Source organism: Nitrospira sp. Kam-Ns4a (assembly GCF_965152595.1).
The window spans coordinates 1,350,601-1,370,635 of the sequence record NZ_OZ224218.1 but is presented as its reverse complement, the minus strand read 5'-3'; the positions used below and the strand labels follow the sequence as shown (position 1 = coordinate 1,370,635).

General features: G+C 65.7%; 20 protein-coding genes and 1 pseudogene. 18 read left to right on the top strand and 3 right to left on the bottom strand.

The annotated features are described in order from the left end of the window. Window positions 1-19 precede the first annotated feature (19 nt). The 4 genes from ACWHYQ_RS06875 to ACWHYQ_RS06860 all read left to right on the top strand — a co-directional run bounded on the left by ACWHYQ_RS06875 (window position 20) and on the right by ACWHYQ_RS06860 (window position 5,361). Window positions 20-1,177, top strand: coding sequence for a GumC family protein (locus ACWHYQ_RS06875; RefSeq protein ID WP_447974965.1), 1,158 nt, complete (start codon window positions 20-22; stop codon window positions 1,175-1,177). A 696-nt stretch (window positions 1,178-1,873) separates the two neighbouring features. After that, window positions 1,874-3,904 (top strand): SLBB domain-containing protein, encoded by a 2,031-nt coding sequence (locus ACWHYQ_RS06870; RefSeq protein ID WP_447974964.1) that lies wholly within the window; start codon window positions 1,874-1,876, stop codon window positions 3,902-3,904. Between the two features lie 64 nt (window positions 3,905-3,968). Beyond that, entirely contained in the window at window positions 3,969-4,337 is a 369-nt protein-coding gene (locus tag ACWHYQ_RS06865) for a hypothetical protein (protein WP_447974963.1), read from the top strand. A gap of 58 nt (window positions 4,338-4,395) precedes the next feature. Then, window positions 4,396-5,361 carry a GDP-mannose 4,6-dehydratase gene (locus ACWHYQ_RS06860; protein ID WP_447974962.1) on the top strand — a complete coding sequence of 322 codons (966 nt, stop codon included), beginning with the start codon at window positions 4,396-4,398 and terminating at the stop codon, window positions 5,359-5,361. A 215-nt stretch (window positions 5,362-5,576) separates the two neighbouring features. Here ACWHYQ_RS06860 and ACWHYQ_RS06855 read toward each other — a convergent pair whose 3' ends face one another. Continuing rightward, complete coding sequence (locus tag ACWHYQ_RS06855) at window positions 5,577-6,266, bottom strand: HAD family hydrolase (RefSeq protein ID WP_447974961.1); 690 nt, start codon at window positions 6,264-6,266, stop codon at window positions 5,577-5,579. Window positions 6,267-6,412: 146 nt separating this feature from the next. On the opposite strand from ACWHYQ_RS06855, the gene ACWHYQ_RS06850 reads away from it, so the two are divergent. After that, window positions 6,413-8,422: a cation:proton antiporter domain-containing protein gene (locus ACWHYQ_RS06850; RefSeq protein ID WP_447974960.1), complete on the top strand. Its 2,010-nt coding sequence runs from the start codon at window positions 6,413-6,415 to the stop codon at window positions 8,420-8,422. Between the two features lie 2 nt (window positions 8,423-8,424). On the opposite strand, the gene ACWHYQ_RS06845 is transcribed toward ACWHYQ_RS06850, so the two are convergent. Further along, window positions 8,425-8,664, bottom strand: coding sequence for a hypothetical protein (locus tag ACWHYQ_RS06845; protein ID WP_447974959.1), 240 nt, complete (start codon window positions 8,662-8,664; stop codon window positions 8,425-8,427). Window positions 8,665-8,677: 13 nt separating this feature from the next. Further along, entirely contained in the window at window positions 8,678-8,971 is a 294-nt protein-coding gene (locus ACWHYQ_RS06840) for a type II toxin-antitoxin system Phd/YefM family antitoxin (RefSeq protein WP_447974958.1), read from the bottom strand. A gap of 250 nt (window positions 8,972-9,221) precedes the next feature. Between ACWHYQ_RS06840 and ACWHYQ_RS06835 the strand changes: the two genes are divergently transcribed. The 13 genes and pseudogenes from ACWHYQ_RS06835 (at window position 9,222) to ACWHYQ_RS06775 (ending at window position 20,018) form a co-directional block, all read left to right on the top strand. After that, window positions 9,222-9,755, top strand: a complete 534-nt coding sequence (locus ACWHYQ_RS06835; RefSeq protein WP_447974957.1) for a DsrE/DsrF/DrsH-like family protein — start codon at window positions 9,222-9,224, stop codon at window positions 9,753-9,755. 92 nt (window positions 9,756-9,847) lie between these two features. Then, window positions 9,848-10,093: a sulfurtransferase TusA family protein gene (locus ACWHYQ_RS06830; RefSeq protein WP_447974956.1), complete on the top strand. Its 246-nt coding sequence runs from the start codon at window positions 9,848-9,850 to the stop codon at window positions 10,091-10,093. A 351-nt stretch (window positions 10,094-10,444) separates the two neighbouring features. Next, window positions 10,445-10,795: a hypothetical protein gene (locus ACWHYQ_RS06825; protein WP_447974955.1), complete on the top strand. Its 351-nt coding sequence runs from the start codon at window positions 10,445-10,447 to the stop codon at window positions 10,793-10,795. Between the two features lie 51 nt (window positions 10,796-10,846). Beyond that, the gene (locus ACWHYQ_RS06820; RefSeq protein ID WP_447974954.1) at window positions 10,847-11,233 is read left to right on the top strand and encodes a hypothetical protein; all 387 of its coding nucleotides are present in this window, start codon (window positions 10,847-10,849) and stop codon (window positions 11,231-11,233) included. A gap of 135 nt (window positions 11,234-11,368) precedes the next feature. Next, window positions 11,369-13,291, top strand: coding sequence for an asparagine synthase (glutamine-hydrolyzing) (gene asnB / locus ACWHYQ_RS06815; RefSeq protein ID WP_447974953.1), 1,923 nt, complete (start codon window positions 11,369-11,371; stop codon window positions 13,289-13,291). A 20-nt stretch (window positions 13,292-13,311) separates the two neighbouring features. Next, a complete protein-coding gene (gene hutI, locus ACWHYQ_RS06810; RefSeq protein ID WP_447974952.1) occupies window positions 13,312-14,595 on the top strand; it encodes an imidazolonepropionase in 1,284 nt (427 codons plus the stop codon). A 25-nt stretch (window positions 14,596-14,620) separates the two neighbouring features. Next, window positions 14,621-15,511: pseudogene (gene ftcD / locus ACWHYQ_RS06805) on the top strand (glutamate formimidoyltransferase); the annotation flags it as partial. A 184-nt stretch (window positions 15,512-15,695) separates the two neighbouring features. Beyond that, the gene (locus ACWHYQ_RS06800) at window positions 15,696-16,172 is read left to right on the top strand and encodes a cyclodeaminase/cyclohydrolase family protein (protein ID WP_447975538.1); all 477 of its coding nucleotides are present in this window, start codon (window positions 15,696-15,698) and stop codon (window positions 16,170-16,172) included. Between the two features lie 60 nt (window positions 16,173-16,232). Further along, window positions 16,233-16,427: a 30S ribosomal protein S21 gene (gene rpsU, locus ACWHYQ_RS06795; RefSeq protein WP_447974951.1), complete on the top strand. Its 195-nt coding sequence runs from the start codon at window positions 16,233-16,235 to the stop codon at window positions 16,425-16,427. A gap of 67 nt (window positions 16,428-16,494) precedes the next feature. Next, window positions 16,495-17,151, top strand: coding sequence for an endonuclease III domain-containing protein (locus ACWHYQ_RS06790; protein WP_447974950.1), 657 nt, complete (start codon window positions 16,495-16,497; stop codon window positions 17,149-17,151). A gap of 108 nt (window positions 17,152-17,259) precedes the next feature. Next, window positions 17,260-17,802, top strand: a complete 543-nt coding sequence (locus ACWHYQ_RS06785) for a reverse transcriptase domain-containing protein (RefSeq protein WP_447974949.1) — start codon at window positions 17,260-17,262, stop codon at window positions 17,800-17,802. Between the two features lie 89 nt (window positions 17,803-17,891). Then, complete coding sequence (locus tag ACWHYQ_RS06780) at window positions 17,892-18,458, top strand: IS607 family transposase (RefSeq protein ID WP_447972162.1); 567 nt, start codon at window positions 17,892-17,894, stop codon at window positions 18,456-18,458. After that, window positions 18,459-20,018 carry an IS200/IS605 family accessory protein TnpB-related protein gene (locus tag ACWHYQ_RS06775; protein WP_447972730.1) on the top strand — a complete coding sequence of 520 codons (1,560 nt, stop codon included), beginning with the start codon at window positions 18,459-18,461 and terminating at the stop codon, window positions 20,016-20,018. Window positions 20,019-20,035: the final 17 nt, after the last annotated feature.

The window sequence follows — 20,035 nt, the reverse complement described above, 5'->3', positions numbered from 1 at the left end:
GGTTCTGCCGGAGGAAGAGGTGAATCTCCTTGATTACTGGCGCGTGATCTGGAAGCGCCGGTGGCTGATCGGAGGCCTGTTTGTGGCCTCGACCGTCACGGCGCTCGTCGTCAGCTTGCTGATGCCCAAGGTGTATGAATCCACCGCCACGCTGCTGCCGTCCTTGGACTCGAAAGAAAGCGGTGGGCTTGGAGCCTTGCTGGCTGCATCCGGAGCTGGCGGAGCGGCACAGAGCTTGGGGATTTCACTGCCAGGCGCTCCAGCCACGCCCACGGACATCTTCGTTGCCATGCTGAAGTCCCGCATCATGGCCGATGCGGTGATCGAGCAGTTTAATCTCCGAACGCTCTATAAGGCCAAGACAATGGAGGACGCCCGCAAGCAACTGGAGAGCAATACCAAGATCACGCTGACCAAAGAAAAGGTCATCAAAATTACCGTCGAGGACACGAACCCCCAGCGGGCGGCGGACATCGCCAACTTCTATGTGACGAACCTTGATCGGTTGAACCAGACGTTGAACGTGAGCAAGGCCAGTCAACACCGAAAGTTCATCGAGCGGCGCCTGGCCGAGACACAGGCCAACCTGCTGAGGGAAGAGGAGGAGTTAAAGGAGTTTCAGACGAAAAATAAGGCGGTGGCGGTCGAGGCGCAGTCAAAGGCGATGATCGAGGCCGCCGCGACGATCCAGGGACAGATCATGGCCCAGGAGGTCCAGCTTCAAGTGCTGAGCACCTATCTGTCGCCGGACAATCCGGAACTCGCGCGGGTCCGGTCCAGCATTGACGAGCTGCGCAAGCAACTCCATCTGCTGGAATCTGGGAAAGGGGGCAAAGGGATGCTCCCGGGAGATCGCTTGCACCCGGCCATGATTACTGTCCCGGCGCTGGCCTTGGACTATGCGCGGGCCATGCGCGAGCTGAAGGTCCAGGAGACCCTCTACACCTTGCTGACCTCGCAGCTTGAGCAGGCGAAGCTGCAAGAGGCCCGCGACACGCCCACGGTCCAGGTGCTCGATCCGGCTGTGCCTGCTGAGAAGAAGAGCAAGCCCAGCATTCGGCTGAATGTGACGATCGCAGGGGTGCTGGCCTTGTTCGTGGGAATCTTCTTGGCTTTTTTTCTCGACTATCTTGCTCGCATCCGCCAGCGCGGCGCGGCTGTCCCGACGGCTTCCTGATGCCTCTTTGGCGAAGAGGCTCCCGCGCCGTTCCCAAGCCCCGGCCTCCCCTCTTCCTCTCCTGCACGCGCTCCTCACCAATTCCCAGTCGAGACCGGCCCTGTTGCACGTCCTTGTCGGTCGCCGCCCGCGACGGCCTGCGCCCTTTCGTTTTCCACATGATGCAGGTATAAGACACCTGACGGAGCAAGCCCGGCACGCTTTCATGCGCACCCACGTTCGAAAGGATCCTCAGACATGGTCGCTTATTTGCACGCACGCACGCACGCACGCACGGTTCCCCTCTCTAGGCTCGTCTTCAAGAAGGGACTCATCTGGGCGCTCTCGCTCGCCCTGGTCGCGCCACCGTCGCTTTTAGCCCAGACGTCAGGCGGGGCTTCTATCTTGCCCCCAGTGGGGGGATCGGCGGCTGGTTTCGGCCAGGGCCAGCCGCTCATCACCAATCCCACGGCCCTCCAGCCCATTATCCCTGCGAACGCTCCCTGCCCAGCTCCCGCAGTAGCGCCGCTCACGCCCTTGCCTCCCTCGCCCCAGTTGCCCCCGCCAGGGGGAACAGGCCAAGCGGGATCCGGAGGAACTCCCTTGCTTCAGCAGCAGCAAGGGGGCGGCCCCTCTACCGGCCAGACCGCGGCGTCGCCCAGGCAGGGAGCAACAGGGCAACAAGGGGGCGCCGCCCTGCCATTGCCTGGCGGACTCTTGGGGCCGACCACGCAGTCCCAGCCCCCAACAGGGGGTGGCAGCCCGAGCCGGCCGGAAGCGGTCGGTCCGCTGTCCATCGAGGAGGCGTTCGCGCGCTTCTTTATCCTCCAGGGTGTGACGGGACAGCTCAAGCAGTTCGGGTACAGCTTTTTTGAGGTTCCCTTTTCTGGTCTTCCCCCAACCATGGATACGCCGGTTGGGCCTGACTATGTGATTGGGCCCGATGACACATTGGCGATCCACGTGTGGAATGTGCCGGATGCTTCCTTCAACCGGAGCTACATCACGCCGGTGGAGCGGGATGGGACCGTGTTCATTCCGCATGTCGGTGCTATTCCGGTGGCCGGCAGCACCTTTTCCCAGGCGACCCGCGTGATCCAGGCTCGGCTGGCCACCCTGCTCAAGCGCTTCGAGCTGCACGTCTCTATGGCGCGGCTCCGAACCATCAAGGTTTACGTCGTAGGCGAAGTGGTGCGTCCCGGGGCCTATGAGGTGAGTTCATTGGCCACGGCCTCACACGCCTTGTACGCGGCGTGTGGGCCTGCCAAATCCGGGTCGCTTCGGTCAATCCAAGTGGTCCGAGAGGGGAAACCCATCGCCACACTGGACTTCTATCGGTTTTTCTTGTATGGAGATCGCACGCACGATATTCGGCTTCAATCGGGGGATACGGTGCTCGTGCCACCGATCGGGCCGGTTGTGGCGATCGGGGGACCGGTCAAGCGTCCCGCCATCTACGAACTGCGCGGTGCCACGACGCTGACGGGGCTGATTGACTTGGCTGGCGGTCTCACTCCCACGGCCGATCGCCAGCGATGCCAGGTCTTCCGCGTCCAGGCCGGGCAAAAGCGAGTCATTCTGGATGTCGAGTTGGGCGGGTTGCTCGACGCCAGCGACCCGGCCAAGGCTGGTTCCCGCGCCCACGAGGCCGGGCGCGAGGCCGATGTGGTGATCCAAGACGGCGATTTTGTCCGTCTCGGCTCGGTCCCGACCCAGATTGAAAACGCCGTCACGCTCGACGGGGCGGTGAGAAACCCCGGCCCGTATGAATTCAAACCGGGCATGCGGCTCCGGGACCTTCTGACACCGGAGCAGATGCTCGTGGATTCCTATCTGGATCAGGCCGAGCTGGCTCGGACCGACCCGATGACCTACGAGACGACGGTGATCCGGTTCAGCCCGAAGCGATTGTTCGAAGGCGTGGAGGGCGAGAATCTGCCCTTGCAGCGCCTGGACCATGTCACGGTCGCGACGCAAGCCCGGCCTGCCCGGTCCGTCACCGTCGCCGGCGAGGTCAAGCGGCCCGGGACCTATGCCGTTGCAAACGGGGAGCGACTCTCCTCGGTCCTCAAGCGGGCCGGGGGCTTCACTGCCCGGGCCTTCCCTCAAGGGTTGATCCTAGTGCGAGAGTCGGTCAAGCGGTCGCAGCAGGCCGAAGTGGAGAAATTTGTCTCGTTGCAGAAGCAACGGTTAGTCGCCGAAGCCGCGGCCTTGGCAGCCGGGAACGTCAATCCGCAGGGCGCCATGGCCGGGGGGATGAGTCCCGAGCAGGCGGCGCTTCAGATGCAGATGCAAGCCTTGGATCAACTTATCGCCCGCCTTCAACCCGGCCGGGTTGTCGTCAAGATGGAGTCGCTGACGCAACTGGAGGGAAGCGCCGAGGATCTCGTCCTAGAAGAAGGGGACGCGATCATGGTGCCGCCTCGCCCCCAGACCGTGACGGTCGTTGGGGCTGTGCGCAATCCCGTCAGCGTGGTGCATCAGGAAGGGCTGGCGGTGAAGGAGTACATCGAGCAAGCTGGCGGGATGACCCGCTACGCCGAGAAGTCAGGAGTGTATATTCTGCGCGCGAACGGCTCGACGGATGCGGCCTATGTCAACCTCAGGGACGTGGGGCCGGGGGACACGATCGTCGTCCCTGAAGACATCGAGCCGAAAGCGCGCCCGGTGCAGTTCTGGACCGCGGTGGCTAGCGTCCTTGGCAGCCTGATGTTGGGCGCGGCGGCCATCGCGGTCATCGGCCGGTAAGTGGGGAACACGGTTGGTGGAGAGCCGTCTTGGTGTGCGTCATCTGCACTGCCTGGTGCGTGAAATGATCAAGACAGTGCGCATGTTCTGGATGCCCGCCTGGGCAGGTCTTCTGCTGACGTTGCCTGGGTGCACCACGTATGAGGTCGGCATGACGCGCTTCGACGCCCGGCCGACCTTTCAGGTAGGGGAGTGCTTTCGGTTCACCACAGCCAACCACACCGACACGCAGGGGAAAGTCTTGGCAGTCAAGGAGGCCTCCTACTACGTGGAAGTCGAAACGAACAGCACCCGCGCCCTCAAGTATACAGACATCATCCCGATCGCTCGGTTGCACCGACTGGCGACCCGTGTTCCGTGTCAACCGGAGACGTCGATCCCTCCGCTTGTTGAGCCCAGCGGAGCTGCGACCCCCCAGATCGAGAGAAAGTAGCTTCATCCGCAGGGGGATCAGTGCCCGGCGGCCCTGTTGAGGTCGCAGAGGGTGGGGCATGAAGGTGCTGATCACGGGTGGTGCCGGATTCATCGGCTCACATCTAGCCGAGGCCCTGTTGGCCAGGGGACACGAGGTGTGTGTCATCGACGATCTGTCCACCGGCAGGATCGAGAATATCCGGCATCTGCGCACAAACGGCAAGTTCTCCTATGTCCTCGAGACGGTCATGAATCGGGCCATCATGTCGGAGCTGGTGGATGTAGCCGACGTGGTGTTCCATCTCGCCGCCGCGGTGGGCGTGCGCCTGATTGTCGAGAGCCCCGTGCGCACCATCGAAACAAATGTCAAAGGCACCGAAGTTGTCTTGGATCTGGCCAACAAAAAGAAGAAGAAGGTTGTGCTCGCGTCCACGAGCGAAGTGTATGGCAAAGCTAGCAAAGTTCCCTTCTCCGAGGATGATGATCTCGTGCTGGGCGCCACGACGCGCGGGCGGTGGAGTTACGCCTGCTCGAAGGCCATCGATGAATTTCTCGCCTTGGCGTACTGGAAGGAGAAACGAGTTCCCACGATTGTGGCCAGGCTGTTCAATACCGTTGGACCCCGGCAGACGGGCCAATACGGCATGGTGGTGCCCTCGTTTGTGCACCAGGCCCTCCGGCACGAGCCGATCACGGTGTACGGCGATGGACAGCAGGCCCGGTGTTTTTGTTACGTCGGCGATGTCGTGGAGGCGCTGATCGCCTTGTCCGCGCATCCTGGCGCAGTCGGCGAAGTCTTTAACATCGGCAGCGACGAGGAGATTACGATTTACGACCTGGCCCGACGAGTCAAGGCGCTTGCCCACAGCCAGTCGGAGATCGTGATGATTCCCTATGAGCAGGCTTATGAAGCGGGTTTTGAAGACATGCCCCGACGCGTGCCCTCGCTCGAGAAGATTCGCCGCCTGATCGGATACGCCCCGACTCTCGGCATCGATGACATCCTCGTCCGGGTCATTGACTCGATGAGGCCGAGCTTGTGAGGGGGCCGGGCCGTCTTCTGAGTGCGGCCGCAGCCGCGTTCCCCTGTGCGGGATCCCGCACTCCCGCCTGATCGCATGCCTGCTCCGCTGCTGGCGGCAACCCCCTATACCCAGACGTTCGCGTCCGCCGTGGGGGCCAACAACAGCTTCCTCTGGACGATGCTGACAATGGAATTCTGACGGCCGGCTCGCCTAACCAACGGAGCGAGTCGGCTTTAGGGGAACAGCCCTTCGATCCGTTCGAGCACCGCTCCATCCAGCCCCGGGAGCATGAGGTCGGCCCGCCCGAGCCGGTCGGCTGGATAGGTGGTGGCCAGCGCGACGACCCGCATCCCGGCGGCTCGGGCCGCCTCGACGCCCGCCAGCGCATCCTCGAGCACGACGCACTCCGCTGCGTGGATCGCCGGCTCGGGGGGCGGCAGCGCGTCGTTCAGCCGCTTGAGCGTGAGCTGATAGATGGCCGGGTCCGGCTTGCCGATGACCGTATCCTCCGCCGAGACGATGACGGCAAAGTCCTTCTCGATCGGCGTGCCCTCGAGCGCCGCCTCGATCTGCTCCCTCCTCCCGCCCGACGCAATCGCCAGCCGGTAGCGATTCCCCGCCTGCTTTACGAACTCCACGACGCCCGGAAACAGCGGCGGCTTCCACCTCGCCGTCGCCTCCCTGAACAGCGCGGCCTTCCGGTTCAGGATGCGGTGCACTCGCGCGCCGTCGCTCCGGCCCGTAGCGGCTGCGAGGAGCGCGATCGTGCAGTTGCGCTCATCCATGCCCAGGTAGGTCCCGTAGTAGGCCTCCTGCGTGAGGGCGAGCCCTTCTTCGGCCAGCGCCTGCTGGAAGGCGAGGAAATGCGGGGTCTCGTCGTCCGCGATCACGCCGTTAAAGTCGAAAATGATGGCCCGCAACATGGTCATCCGCACCAGGTGCCGGGCGCACGGTACCACGCCACAGTGGTGCGGGCAAGCGCGAGGCGTCTTGCCGGGGGCCTGCACCTCCTGTATCCTGCCGGGTGACTGGAGGAGAACGGCACCTGGAGCGGGGGCTGGCACGACCGATGCCCGAACGGGACCTCCTGACCGACCTGCTGGTGATCTTCGCGGTCTCGATCACCGTCGTCTTCCTGTTCCAGAAGGTCCGGCTGCCTTCGATCGCCGGGTTTCTGGCGGCGGGCGCGCTGATCGGTCCGCACGGGCTCAACCTGGTCTCCGACCTCCAGGAAGTTCACCGGATGGCCGAGATCGGGGTCGTCCTCCTCCTGTTCACGATCGGCGTGGAGTTCTCGCTCTCGCATCTGGCCGCGTCGCGCCGGCTGCTCCTGGTCGCTGCGCCGCTTCAGGTGGTGGGGGCCTTGCTGCTGGTCGCGGGGATTGGCTGGCTGGCGGGCTTCGCGGTCCGCGAGGCCCTTTTCTGGGGATGCCTCCTGTCCTTGAGCAGCACCGCGATCGTGCTCAAGGCCCTGGCCGAGCGGGGGGAGAGCGACGCCTTACACGGCCGGGCGACGATCGGGATCCTGATCGTGCAGGACCTGGCCGTCGTGCCGATTATGCTGATGACGCCCGTGCTGGCGCGGGCCGGCGCCGAGTCCCTGGCTGCGCTGGTCCTGCCCTTGCTCAAGTCCGCCTTCGTGGTGGCCGGGATCGTGGTGGCCGCCCGAGGGCTGGTACCCAGGATCCTCCAGCAGATCGTCCGGAGCCGCAGCCGTGAGCTGTTCCTCCTCACGGTGATTGTCCTCTGTCTCGGCATCGCCTGGCTGACGTCCCAGGCCGGGCTCTCGCTCGCACTGGGCGCGTTCATCGCCGGCCTGATCATCTCGGAGTCCGAGTACAGCCACCAGGCGATGGCCGAGGTGCTGCCCTTCCGGGACAGCTTCAACAGCCTGTTCTTCGTCTCGGTCGGGATGCTGATGGACGTGCGCGTCGTGGCGGCCCACCCGCTGCTCGTGATCGGGCTGGTCGCGGCGGTGCTCGTGGGGAAGTTCCTCACCGCGGCCGGTCCGGTCCTCCTCGCCGGCTATCCGCCGCGGTCGGCGGTGCTGGCGGGCATTGCATTGGCGCAGGTCGGCGAGTTCGCCTTTATCCTGGCGCAGGAGGGCCAGGCCGTCGGGCTGCTGGCCGGGGAGTCCTATCAGGTGTTCCTCGTGGTGTCGGTGCTGACGATGGTGGTGACGCCCCTGCTCATGCAGGGGGCGCCGAGGATTGCCCGGCGCACCGAAGCGATCCAGCGGCTGCGCCGCTGGTTCCCGGACCGGACGACCGCGCACATGGCACAGCTCGGCTGGCACCGCCTCCGCATCAAGGACCACGTGATCGTGGTGGGGTACGGCCTCAACGGACGAAACCTGGCGAGGGTGCTGCTGGAAACCGAGATTCCCTTCGTGGTCCTGGAGTTGAATGGCGAGACCGTCCGGCGCGAGGGGCAGACGGGCGTCCCGATCTATTACGGCGACGCCACCAACCCCCACGTCCTCCGCCACATGCGGGTCGAGGATGCCCGCGTGCTCGTCCTGGCCATTTCCGACCCGTTTTCCACCCGGCGCGCCGTCAAGGTCGCCAAGAGCATGAACCCTACGCTGCACGTGGTTGTCCGCACGCGCTACCTCAAGGAGATCGAGGAGCTGCATCAGTTGGGCGCGGACGAGGTGGTGCCCGAGGAGTTCGAGACCTCCATCGAGATCTTCGCGCTCGTCCTGCGTTCCTACCGGCTGCCGGCGGAGTTCATCCACCAGAAGGCCGAGCAGATCCGGCGCGAGGGCTACGCGCTGCTCCGCCGTAGCGCAATGCCGGAGCTGGCCCACCACCTGCGCGGCGGCACCCTGACCGATGTCGAGGTGGATACCTGCCGGATCGAAGCGGACTCGCCGGCCGCGGGCAAGAGTCTGGGACAGCTCTCGATCCGCCCCCGGACGGGCGCCTCCGTGATCGCGCTCACGCGCGGCGGGGTGACGGAATCCAACCCGACCGAGAAGGAGCGCCTGCAGCCGGGCGACGTGATCGTCCTGCTGGGCTCGCGCGAGCAGATCCGGCGGGCGATGGGGCTCCTGGGGGACAGCAAGCTCGAAGGCTGAGGCTAGAGGGTCGGCAGGAGCCGGAACCCCTCGCGGGCCGCCGCATCGCGGAGCCGCTGGTCCAGACAAACGAGTTCATGCCCTGCCGGCCGGCCGTCGGCCCAGACCAACGCGGCCACCAGTTGCATGGAATGTGCAGCCCACAACGGATGGAGCCGAAGAATCCGAAAGGCGATCTCTCGCAGTTCACGGCTCGGCTCGATCTCCGTCCATTGGTCAGTGAGGAGCGAGAGGATGCGCAAGGCCTGCTCCTCCTCATCGGTCTTCCGCTCTCTCCTCGAGCAGGGCTTGCAACACCTTGCCTTCAGGGTCCTTCGGCCGCGGGAGCTTCCAGAATCCGGGAGGGAGTTTCCCTGCCCCCAGACGGACGAGCCCCGCACGGGCAAGCTCAAGCAGATGTGGCGGGAACTGCCTTTCGTCATATCGAATTGGGACGATCTTGGCGATGGGCTTCCCGCGCTCCGTCACGATCACTTCCTCGCCCACCTTCACTTTCGCGAGGTATTCGCTCAGCGAGGCCTTGAGCCTGGAAACCGCGGCGCTCTTCATCGCGTCCTCCTTGGGCAAGCGGGTGTGACTATGCTAGTCAGATGTGGATCTCGGTCAAGTCGTCGGCTCGCCCCGTCGCGCAGCTTGCTGCGCGTGCCATCGAACGAATGCGGGCCGCGGGTCACGAGTCCCCGTCTCCCGACTTGCCTTGACAGCACGAAGGGAGGCTGACTATAGTGACTACCTGAGGGTCTGCTGAGGGGGCTGGGGTGCGGATGCATCCCGGCGTGAGATATGTTGAGGTGTGGCCATGAGTACGACGACCCAACTCGAGCCTGCCGCCACCCTGGCTGAGCTACGGGAATCGAAGCCCGACAGGGTCACGATTGTGGTCCTTAGCGGGGACATGGATCGGGTGATGGCCGCCTTCATTATCGCCACCGGAGCGGCCGCGATGGGCATGCAGGTGACCATGTTCTTCACGTTCTGGGGGCTGAACGTGATCCGGAAGAAAGGCACCGCCAGCGGCGCCAAGGACTGGTTGCGCCGGCTGTTCGGCTTTCTGAACCGGGGCGGTGCGGAGACCCTGCCGCTCTCCCGGTTCCACTTCGGCGGGCTGGGGACCAGCATGATGAAGAAGGTCATGCGCCAGCACAGGATGCCGGGCATCCCGGAGCTGATGCAGACGGCGCAGGAGCTGGGCGTCCGGTTCATCGCCTGCACGACGACCATGGGGCTCATGGGGATCACGAAGGACACGCTGGTTGACGGCGTGGACCAGTTGGCAGGCGTGACGACCTACCTGGCCGAGGCCAAGCAGGGTAGCGTCAATCTCTTTATTTAGCAACCCGTGAATAGCGAGTCGCAGGGCGCCGAACACGAAATCTTCGTTCCGGCTGTTTGCGACTCGCTGCTTGCAACGAGCTAGGGAACTCCATGATCCAAGCCGATGTGAAGCTCGACACGCTCGGGTATTTTTGCCCGATGCCGATCATCATGACGAGCAAGAAGATCAAAGAATTGACCACGGGTCAGGTGCTGGAGGTCATTTCGGACGACGAAGGGATCAAGAAGGATATGCCGGCCTGGTGCCAGACGACCGGCCATGAGATGGTCGGCCTCGAAGAGGAAACCCAGGACAGCAAGCGGATCTACAAGGCCTTCGTCAAGAAAACCAAATAGCTTCGAGTCTCGCCGAAGAAAAAGCCGGGGACGTAGATCGCGTCCCCGGCTTTTTTATCCACACGTTTCCCTCCCCAGGGTCAACAGGAAAGTCTCAGGCAATCCACAAGATAGCTGATCGGTCTCATGATGCTATCCCACATATGGTGTTTTTGCTTGACTCCCGGGATGCACCCTGGTAAAAGGGCGGCATCTTCAGACGGAGCGACCTCTCCCTGACCTGCAAGGAGGTGCGATGTCTGATGTCCCGGTCCGCCCGACGCCGTCAGCCGCCCGATCTACGGCCGTCGCCGCTCAAGCCCTTCTCCGCGATCGCCAACGACCCCGTCACTCAAGCAAGGGAGGGAAGCGATGACGAGCAGCGCGCTGGTCTTGGATGAGGTTGCCGCCGATCTTGCCGCTCGAGCCATCGCTGGAGCCGACGAGATTCGCGTCGAGCCCTTGGTGAACCGGGAAACCGGCCAGCCCGATGGCCTGCTGGTCCAAACCCCCTTGGAGCGGGTCGTGGCCGTGACCCGGAACCAGCCCGTCCTGTCCCTCTCGGATGTCAGCGCGGTGAGGCGGCTGATGGCCCGCGCCCAAGCCAGACGCGCGCTGCTCTATGTGCCGGTTGGCATCGAGATCGCCAATCCCGTCATGCTGCTGGCCTCCCTGTCGAGGATCCGAATCGTGCAGGTGACCGTTGCGGACCCAGACCGGTAGGACGCTGTCCAGGCACACCCGTTCGACGGGGATTCTGACCGGGAGGTGAGCATGTCTGGACCCTTCAACCTGAGATACCTGCACCTCTTCGTGACGAAGCGCTGCGCGGGCGCCTTCATCCTGTCCAGGAATGGCACGACCGCCGATCTGGTCGGGGCCAGCCTGGACGATGTGGGGGACGCGATCGCCCGCCACCGGGGCCGGTCGGGCTATCGGTATTTCTGGTTCGCCTACGCGGCCTCGCCCGACGAGGCGCTGCACCTCTACCGGAACTGGGCGCACCGCTATGGCCCGACCGACAATCCGGTTCCACCGCAGGCGTCCGGGGGGACAGGCTGGCAGTGTACGATCAGGGGCTGCGCCGCTTGCGCCCTGACGCCGACGCATCGCTCGCAGGACAGATCGAGCCGCTCGTTGGAGTACTCCGATCCCTCCTGATCCGGGCCGGCTCGCCGCCCGGCCGGGTCGGTCGCTTGACCGGCCGCGCCTATCTTCTTCCCTTTGCTCGGCTTCCGCAATCTGCTACGCTTACCCTGCGCCCCGCGGCACCTGTCTTCACGGAGAACCGGTCCGATGTGCGGTCTTTGCGGTGTGATCAGCTTCGATGGGCAAGAGACGACGCCCGACGTCGAAGCGCGCATGCTCGGGACCCTGCTCCATCGGGGCCCTGACGATCGTGGGAGCTACCGGACCCGCAGGGGCGGGACGGCGGCGTTCCTCGGCCATACGCGGCTCAGCATCCTCGACCTGTCGCCGGCCGCGCGGCAGCCGCTCTCCAACGAGGACGGCCGCGTCTGGGCCGTGTTCAACGGCGAAATCTACAATTTCCAGTCCCTCCGCGCGGAGCTCGAGGCGCTCGGGCATCGGTTCCGCTCGAAGACCGACTCTGAGGTCATCGTCCATGCGTACGAGGAGTTCGGCGACGAGTTCGTCGGTCGGCTCGACGGCATGTTCGCGATCGGCCTCTGGGATGAGGCGCGAGAACGGCTGCTGCTGGCGCGAGACCGGGCGGGGAAGAAGCCGCTGTTCTATTACACGGACGGAGCCCGCTGCATCTTTGCGTCCGAGCTGAAGGCAATCTTCGCCTGCCCTGGCGTGGATCGCACCGTTGATCCGGAGGCGATCCCGCTCTATTTCACGTTCGGCTACGTCCCCTGGCCCGCGACGATCTACCGCCACATCCGGCAGGTGCCGCCCGCTTCCTTTCTGATCGTCTCGCGGGCCGGCGTCGGCGCGCCGGTCCCGTATTGGGACCTGCCGGTTCCTGCGGCGGGCGCGGCACGGGTGGTGCCGGAGGAGGAAGCCGTGGCGGAGGTGCGCCGTCTGCTCGAAGCGGCGGTCGCCCGTCGGCTGATCAGCGACGTGCCGCTGGGCGCCTTCTTGAGCGGCGGGGTGGACTCCTCGATCGTCGTCGGCCTCATGAGCCGGCTGATGGGGCGTCCGGTGAAGACCTTCAGTATCGGCTTCACCGGGGACAAGCGGTTTGACGAGACCGCCTATGCCCGGCTCGTCGCCCGGCGCTTTAAGACGGACCACACCGAGTTCATCGTCGAGCCCAAGGCCTTCGACCTCGTCGAGCGGCTGCTCTGGCATTACGACCAGCCCTATGGGGACGCGTCGGCCATCCCGACCTATCTGCTCAGCAAGCTGACGCGCGAACATGTGACCGTCGCGCTGAACGGGGACGGTGGGGACGAGCTGTTCGCGGGCTACGAGCGGTTTCTCGCTGCGGTCCTGACCGAACGCCTGCCGCGGCCGGTCGTGGCGGCGGCCCGAGTCTGCCTAGATGCCTTGCCGCCGCGCTGGAAGGCCGGTCGCTTCCTGGGACGCGCCCACCGGCTGCTGTGCCGCGCCCGCGATCCGCTCCCCGAACGGTATCTCGGCTGGTGTTCCCTGTTCAGCCGCGACCTGCTCGATCAGCTCCTGCTGGGTCGGCCGCGGGACGATGTCCGCCGCAGCTTCGATGAGCACCTGGCGCGTGCCCAGGGCGCGGACCTGGTCAACCGGCTGCTCTACCTGAACTTCAAGACCTATCTTCCGGACGATCTCCTCGTGAAGATGGATCGGATGAGCATGGCTCACGGGTTGGAGGCCCGGTCGCCGTTCCTGGACACCGCGCTGATCGAGTACGTCGCGACGCTGCCCGGCTCCTACAAGCTCCGGGGGCACCAGCTCAAATATCTTCTGAAGAAGGCCTTCGCCGATCTTCTGCCGGAGGAGATTCGGCGTCGCGGCAAGATGGGGTTCGGGGTGCCCCTCGGGGCATGGTTCCGGAACGAGCTGAAGGAGCCGGTTCATGAGATCTTGTTAAGCGGCACGCCGCGCTATGTCCCGTACCTCCGCCGCGAGGTCGTCGAGCGGCTGTTTCGCGCCCATCAGGAACGGGTCCGAGACTATGGCCCCCAGCTTTGGGTGCTGCTGAACTTCGAGCTGTGGCTGCGCGGGCTGGCCGCTTCGGCCCGCCACGGGGGGCAGGGCTCTCCCTCGCCCGGGTGATCCAACAGGGAAACCGCCTCGTGGCCACCGGATCGTTGCTGCTGGTCAATTGCGGCCAGATCCTGTCGATGCGGGGGGCCGCGGCTCCCCGCACGGGCCGGGGGATGGGCGACGTGGGGCTGCTGGCGCGCGGGGCGGTGTGGCTCCGAAACGGTCGGATCCAGGCGGTCGGGCGCGAACGGGACGTGCGTCGGGTCTCGGGGGCGCGGCGGGCCCGCGTGCTGGACGTGAAGGGGCGGGTGGTGCTCCCCGGCTTCGTGGATTCCCACACGCACGCGCTGTTCTGGGGATCTCGCGTGGCCGAGTATGTCGCGCGCCTCGGCGGGGCCACGTACGAGGAGCTCGCCCAGGCGGGCGGCGGGATCCAGGCGAGCGCCCGGCGCATCCGCGGCGTGAGCGAGCGGAGGCTGGCTGCGCGGCTCGCCGCGGTCCTCGATCGTTTTCTTGAGCATGGGACGACGACCGTCGAGGTCAAGAGCGGGTACGGCCTGGAGCTGGCCCAGGAGCTGAAGCTGCTGCGCGCCATCCGCGCGGCCGCCGCCCGGACGCCTGCCGAGGTGGTCCCCACGCTGCTCGCCCATGATGTCCCGGCGCGCGCCAAGCGACGACGTGCCGGCTATCTCGAGCAGTGGTGCCGCCACCTGATCCCGCTCGTCGCCCGGACGCGGCTCGCCGAGTTCTGCGACGTGTTTTGCGACCGCGGCTACTTCTCGCTCGATGAGAGCCGGGCAATCCTGAAGGCGGCGGCCGCTGCCGGGCTGCCGCTCAAGCTGCACGCCGAGCAGCTGGCTCCCTCCGGGGCTGCCGTCATGGCGGCCGGATTGGGCGCACGCTCCGTGGACCATCTCGAGCACCTCGCGGCCTCGGACATCCGCCGGCTGCGCGGCACCGGGACCGTGGCGACGCTCCTGCCCGGCGCAACCTTCCATCTGGGAGCAGGGCCCTTTCCGCCGGCCCGCCGGCTGATCGCGGAGGGCGTCCCGGTCGCGCTGGCCACGAACTTCAATCCCGGCAGCTCCCCGACGCTCAACATGCAGATGGTGCTGGCCCTCGCCTGCGCCCAGATGCGGATGAGCCCGGAGGAGGCGATCACGGCGGCGACGATCAACGGAGCCTGGGCGCTGGGTCGGGGGGCACGTCTCGGCTCGATCGAGCCGGGGAAGCAGGCGGACCTGATCGTGATGGATGTCCGGGATTACCGGGAGATTCCCTACTATTTCGGCATGAACCTGTGCGCGGCGGTGCTCAAGCGGGGCCGGCTCGTCTACGCCAGACCAGGCTGGCAGACAGCCGAGCCTTGGTGACGGCGCCGCTGACGGATCCCCCAGCATGGAACGGCTCGTCGAGTGCGTCCCCAACTTCAGTGAAGGGCGGAATCGGGAGACGGTCAGCGCCCTCGTGGAGACGGTTCGCGGCGTCGCGGGCGTCGTGCTGCTGGACGAGGAGATGGATGCCGACCATCACCGCGCCGTGCTGACCTTTGCGGGGCCTCCCGAGGCGGTGGCCGAGGCCGCCTTCCGGGCGACCCGGGTCGCCGCCGAGCGGATTGACTTGCGGCGCCATCAGGGCGGCCATCCGCGCGTCGGCGCCACGGACGTCGTGCCGTTCGTCCCGATCCGCGGGGTGACGATGGACGACTGCGTCGCACTGGCCAGAAGGGTCGGGGAGCGCATCGGCCGGGAGCTGGGCATTCCGGTGTTTCTCTACGAGCGGGCGGCGACCCATCCCGAGCGGGTTGGGCTCGAGGTGATCCGGAAAGGCGGGCTGGAGGGGCTAGCCCGCCGCCTCGCCGAGGAGCCGGCCTGGGCGCCCGATTTCGGCCCGCGCCTGCTCCACCCGACTGCCGGGGCCACCGTCGTCGGGGCGCGTCCGCCGCTGATCGCCTACAACGTGAACCTGGCAACGACCGATCTCGCAGTGGCCAATGCGATTGCGAAGACGGTCCGGTTTTCGAGCGGCGGACTCCCCGCCGTCAAAGCGATCGGGGTGGAGCTGGCGAGCCGCCGCCAGGTCCAGGTCTCTATGAACCTGACCGACTACGAGGTCACGCCGATCCACGTGGCCTTTGAAGCCGTCACCCGGGAGGCCGAGCGGCGCGGCCTACGGATCGCCGGAAGCGAGATCATCGGGCTCGTGCCGCAGCGGGCGCTGATCCGGGTCGCTGAGCAGGCGCTTAGGCTGGAGGGGTTCGATCCGTCACAGGTGCTGGAGGTGCGGCTGGAGCAGGCGCTCGCCCGCCAGGCGCGGGCGGAAGCCGCGGAGACCGGGTCCCGACCCGGCCTGCCGCCCCTGGACCTCGGCTCGTCCTTGAGCCCGTTCCTCGCGGCGCTGTCGGCCGGGACGCCGACGCCGGGGGCGGCAGTGCCGCCGCCTTGGCCGGCTCCTGGCCGCGGCGCTCGGCGCCATGGCCTGCCGGATCGGGCCCCCGGCGTCCGCGCCGGACTCCGAAGCGGATCGGCACGCGCTCGCCCGTGCGGAACAACAGCTCGTCTCCCTGCGGGACCGACTCCAACGTCTGGTTGCGGAGGACGCCGCGGCCTACGACGCGGTCGTCCAGGCCTCTCGCCTGCCCAAAACGGACCCGCGCCGGCCGGATGCGATTGCCACCAGCCTCCGGGTGGCGACGGAGGTGCCCTTGGAGACAGCCAGCTTGGCCCACGAGGTGGCGACCCTCCTGCAAGGCCTGGCTCCGAAGGTGAAGCCATCCGTCGCGTCGGATCTGAAGGTCGGACACTTCCTGGCCATCGCGGCGATTCAGGGGGGGATCGCGAATGCCGAGGTGAACCTAAAATCCATTAAAGATCAAGAACTTGAAAGAGACTTTTCGGCCCGACTGAGGCAGCTCCAGGAGAGGCTTGTGAAACTCACGGGGCTGTGCTAGACTCCAGCGCTACTTGACGGCGCACATCGAAGCGGAGTCACGAGGAAAGCGCTGGAAACGATGGAAATTAAGGTCTTCAATAACAACGTCGAAAAGGCCCTCAAGGTCGCCAAGAAGAAGCTCGCCGGTGAGGGGCTCTTTCGCGAACTCAAGCGGCGGCGCTTCTACGAGAAGCCGAGCGTGAGGCGGAAGGCCAAGCAGCGCGAGGCCCAGCGTCGCCGGCAGAAGTGGCTGGCCAAGCACAAGATGGACTAATCGCCCCCGCCGTCGTTCCTGCTCTCCTGGCCCCCGGTGCACCGCTTCTGTCCGTGGACGAGCGCCTATGCGCGACCAGGACATCCATGCCGTCCTCCGCCTCGTCCGCCGGGATGTGTGCCAGTGGCAGGAGCCGGTGGTCGGCGTCGTGGCCAAAGAGTCGCGCGACCCCTTCCGCATCCTGATCGCCTGTCTGTTGAGCCTCCGCACCAAGGACCAGACGACCGCCGAGGCCAGCCGCCGCCTGTTCGCCCTCGCGGCGGATCCCGCTGCCATGGTCACGCTTCCACTGCGCCGCCTGGAGCGGGCCATCTATCCGGTCGGCTTTTACCGGACGAAGGCCCGGCAGATCCGGGAGCTGTGCCGCCGCCTGCTCACGGCCTCTGGGGGCCGGGTCCCGGACACGATCGAAGAGCTGCTCACGCTCAAGGGCGTGGGGCGGAAGACCGCCAATCTCGTCGTGACTGTCGGCTATGGGAAGCCCGGCATCTGCGTGGATACGCATGTGCACCGGATCACGAACCGGTGGGGCTATGTCCGGACCAAGACGCCGGAGCAGACCGAGGAGGCCCTTCGGCGCAAGCTCCCGCGTCGGTACTGGATCACCTTCAACGACCTGCTGGTCCCGTTCGGCCAACATCTCTGTCAGCCAGTCTCGCCCTACTGCAGCCGGTGTCAGATCGCCCGATACTGCGACCGAGTGGGGGTCACGAGATCGCGCTAGCGGACAGTATTCAGTGCGCCGTGAAAAGGCGCTGTGTGTCTGACAGGTGCAAGTCCTCTCTGGGGAGTCGTCGGGACACCCCAGTGCTCCAAAGACGGCCAGAAGGGGGTGGCGCAAGGCGGCGTGCTCTCGCCGCTGCTGGCCAACCTGTCCATGAACCGCTACCTGCAGGCCTTCCGAGAGGCCGGCCTGGACCGGCGCTATGGGGCGTGGCTGATCAACGACGCTGATGAGGTCGCCGTGCTGTGTCGGCGTGGCGCGGCCGAGATCCTGGCGCAGACCTGGCGGTGGTTCCAGCCGATGGGGCTGACGCTGAATGAGCAGAAGACGCGCTTCTGTGAGGGACGGCGCGAGGCGTTCACGTTCCTGGGATACACCGTTGGCCCGATGTCCTATCGGAAAGACGGCCACTGGTACCTGGGGGCAGCCCTGGCGAAGAAGGCGGTGCAGCGGGTCAAGCGACGCATCCGGGACATCCTCCGTCCGGACCATCAGGGACCTTGGGAGGACGTGTGCGCCGAGCCGAACCGCGTGCTGCGCGGATGGGCCGCCTGTGCCTGCTTCGGTGTGACACTCGTCCGAGAGCCGTGTGCGGGAAAGCCGCACGCTACGTTCGTTTGGGGGACGGAGCTGTCGCTCTGCCCGTTTTGACCGAGGCTCCTCCTACTAGCTAGGGAAGGGGTTGCAACAGTTCTCGTGTTGTCTAGAATACTATAGAAATACATGCTGCTCTATGAAGCATGAAATTAAGCGATTGGGCGAAGAAACAAGGCGTCAGCTACCGCACGGTCTGGAACTGGTTTCGGCTCGGCAAGCTGCCTATCCCCGCCAGACAGTTGCCGAGTGGGACGATCATCGTTCAGGAGGCATCAGAAGATAACGGCATCGCCGTGATCGATGCCCGTGTTTCCAGCAGTGATCAGCGCCCCCATCTGGATGGACAAGTGGCCCGTTGCCTGGAATACGCGAATGCCCGAGGGCTGTCGGTAAGCCGGACGGTCACTGAAATCGGCTCCGGTCTGAACGGCCATCGAAAGAAGCTGATGCACCTTCTGGCCGATCCCAGGGTCAAAACCATCATTGTGGAACACCGGGACCGGTTGATGCGCTTTGGAGCGGAGTACGTGGAAGCGGCCCTGACTGCCCGCGGGGCACGCGTGTTGGTGGTAGACGAGTCTGAGCTTCAGGACGACCTGGTGCAGGACATGATCGCGGTGCTGACTTCGTTCTGCGCCCGTCTGTATGGACGCCGCTCGGCCAAGAATCGGGCCAAGAACCTGATCGCGGCCTGCAGGGAGGGCGGATAGGTGGCAGCTCAACGCACGTATCAAACCCGCCTGGTCATCCCGCCGAAGGCGGACAGCCTGCTCGGGGCCTATGCCGAACTGTATGGCCACGTGCAGCGCACGCTGTTTGCCGCTATGGCACGGGGCGAGAGCCCGGAGTCCTTGAAGCCCGCCTATCTCCAGCGTTTTGGCCTGACCGCCCGGCAGTTCAATGCGATCTGCCATACGCTGAAGGGCATGGTGTCCTCGATCAAGGAACGCCGCAAGGGACTGATCCAGGAAGCCCGGACACGCATCAACACGGCCGAAAAGCGGCTGGCTGCGCTGGACAGACGCCACCGCGAAGAGACCGATGCTACGCAGCGCGCGTGCCTGGCCAAACGGATCCATCAGAAGAAGCGCCGCCTGGCCATCCTCCGGCACCGCTTGGCTCGCCTGGAGGACGATCACGCCCATGACCGGGTCCGGATCTGTTTTGGCAGCCGGCCGCTGTTCCGGGCCCAGTTCCATCTGAAGGAGCATGGCTACGCGTCTCTGGATGAATGGCGCACCGCGTGGCGACGTGCCCGTGCGAGCCAGTTCTTCGTCCTGGGATCGAAGGACGAGACCGCCGGGTGCCAGGGGTGTGTGGCGGAATACCTGGGCCATGGCCGTTTTGCCTTCCGGCTGCGTCTGCCGGACGCTGTCATCGCGGCCAACGGGGGAGAGAAATTCCTGCGCGTTGAGGCGACGCTGCCGTATGGGACTGAGCATGTGGTGGCGGCGCTCGCCCGGCAACAGGCGATCAGCTACCGCTTTGTTCGTGATGCCAAAGGCTGGCGTGTATTCATCTCCACCGGAGTCCTGCCCGTCAGGCTCCAAAGCGATCGGCGGCTCGGTGTGATCGGGCTTGACCTCAACAACGACCATCTGGCTGTAACCGAAACCGACCGGCATGGGAATCCGTGCGCCACGGCGAAGATCCCGCTGGTCACGTACGGGTGCAGCCGAGAACAGGCCCAAGCGCGCATCGGCGAAGCCGTCAAGCAGGTGATGGCATTCGCCCGGGGAACACACAAGCCCCTGGCCTTCGAGCGGCTGGCGTTCGCCCGGAAGAAGGCGCAGCTCGAGGGCAACGGTGTCCGCTATCGCCGGATGCTCTCGGCGCTGTCCTACGCCCGCATCCTCGCCATCCTCAAGGCCCGTGCTCATGATGCGGGTCTGGAGGTGCTGGAGGTCAATCCCGCCTACACCTCGGTCATCGGTCGGCACAAATTCGCCCGCCGTTATGGGCTTTCGACTCACCAGGCCGCAGCGTTGTGCCTCGCGCGGCGGGCTCTGAAGTATTCCGAGCGGCCAAACCGCCGCATGAGCGACCAGGTCGCCTTCTCCCTACCCGTGAGGAATCGGGACAAGCACGTCTGGTCGTTCTGGCGGCAGGTCGCCAGGAAGGAAGCGGCGCTGGCAGCGCCTCGCTGGTCGGGCATGGCTCGATCCTGTCGGTCACCTGCCGGACGGTCCGGCAAGGCGCCGGCAGCGATCCTACCGGCGAGTGCAGGTGGAATTCCTGCACGCGAATCGTCATCAGCGCCGTTCGGGTGACGTGCTGTGGAATGGTT

Bases quoted from the DNA above. Each gene is read 5' to 3' on its own strand.
- ACWHYQ_RS06850 (WP_447974960.1), top strand. From the start codon at position 6,413: ATGCCCGAACGGGACCTCCTGACCGACCTGCTGGTGATCTTCGCGGTC.
- ACWHYQ_RS06840 (WP_447974958.1), bottom strand. From the start codon at position 8,971: ATGAAGAGCGCCGCGGTTTCCAGGCTCAAGGCCTCGCTGAGCGAATAC.
- ACWHYQ_RS06835 (WP_447974957.1), top strand. From the start codon at position 9,222: ATGAGTACGACGACCCAACTCGAGCCTGCCGCCACCCTGGCTGAGCTA.
- ACWHYQ_RS06860 (WP_447974962.1), top strand. From the start codon at position 4,396: ATGAAGGTGCTGATCACGGGTGGTGCCGGATTCATCGGCTCACATCTA.
- ACWHYQ_RS06820 (WP_447974954.1), top strand. From the start codon at position 10,847: ATGTCTGGACCCTTCAACCTGAGATACCTGCACCTCTTCGTGACGAAG.
- ACWHYQ_RS06780 (WP_447972162.1), top strand. From the start codon at position 17,892: ATGAAATTAAGCGATTGGGCGAAGAAACAAGGCGTCAGCTACCGCACG.
- ACWHYQ_RS06790 (WP_447974950.1), top strand. From the start codon at position 16,495: ATGCGCGACCAGGACATCCATGCCGTCCTCCGCCTCGTCCGCCGGGAT.
- asnB (WP_447974953.1), top strand. From the start codon at position 11,369: ATGTGCGGTCTTTGCGGTGTGATCAGCTTCGATGGGCAAGAGACGACG.
- ACWHYQ_RS06855 (WP_447974961.1), bottom strand. From the start codon at position 6,266: ATGTTGCGGGCCATCATTTTCGACTTTAACGGCGTGATCGCGGACGAC.
- ACWHYQ_RS06800 (WP_447975538.1), top strand. From the start codon at position 15,696: ATGGCCTGCCGGATCGGGCCCCCGGCGTCCGCGCCGGACTCCGAAGCG.
- ACWHYQ_RS06825 (WP_447974955.1), top strand. From the start codon at position 10,445: ATGACGAGCAGCGCGCTGGTCTTGGATGAGGTTGCCGCCGATCTTGCC.
- ACWHYQ_RS06865 (WP_447974963.1), top strand. From the start codon at position 3,969: ATGATCAAGACAGTGCGCATGTTCTGGATGCCCGCCTGGGCAGGTCTT.
- ACWHYQ_RS06830 (WP_447974956.1), top strand. From the start codon at position 9,848: ATGATCCAAGCCGATGTGAAGCTCGACACGCTCGGGTATTTTTGCCCG.
- rpsU (WP_447974951.1), top strand. From the start codon at position 16,233: ATGGAAATTAAGGTCTTCAATAACAACGTCGAAAAGGCCCTCAAGGTC.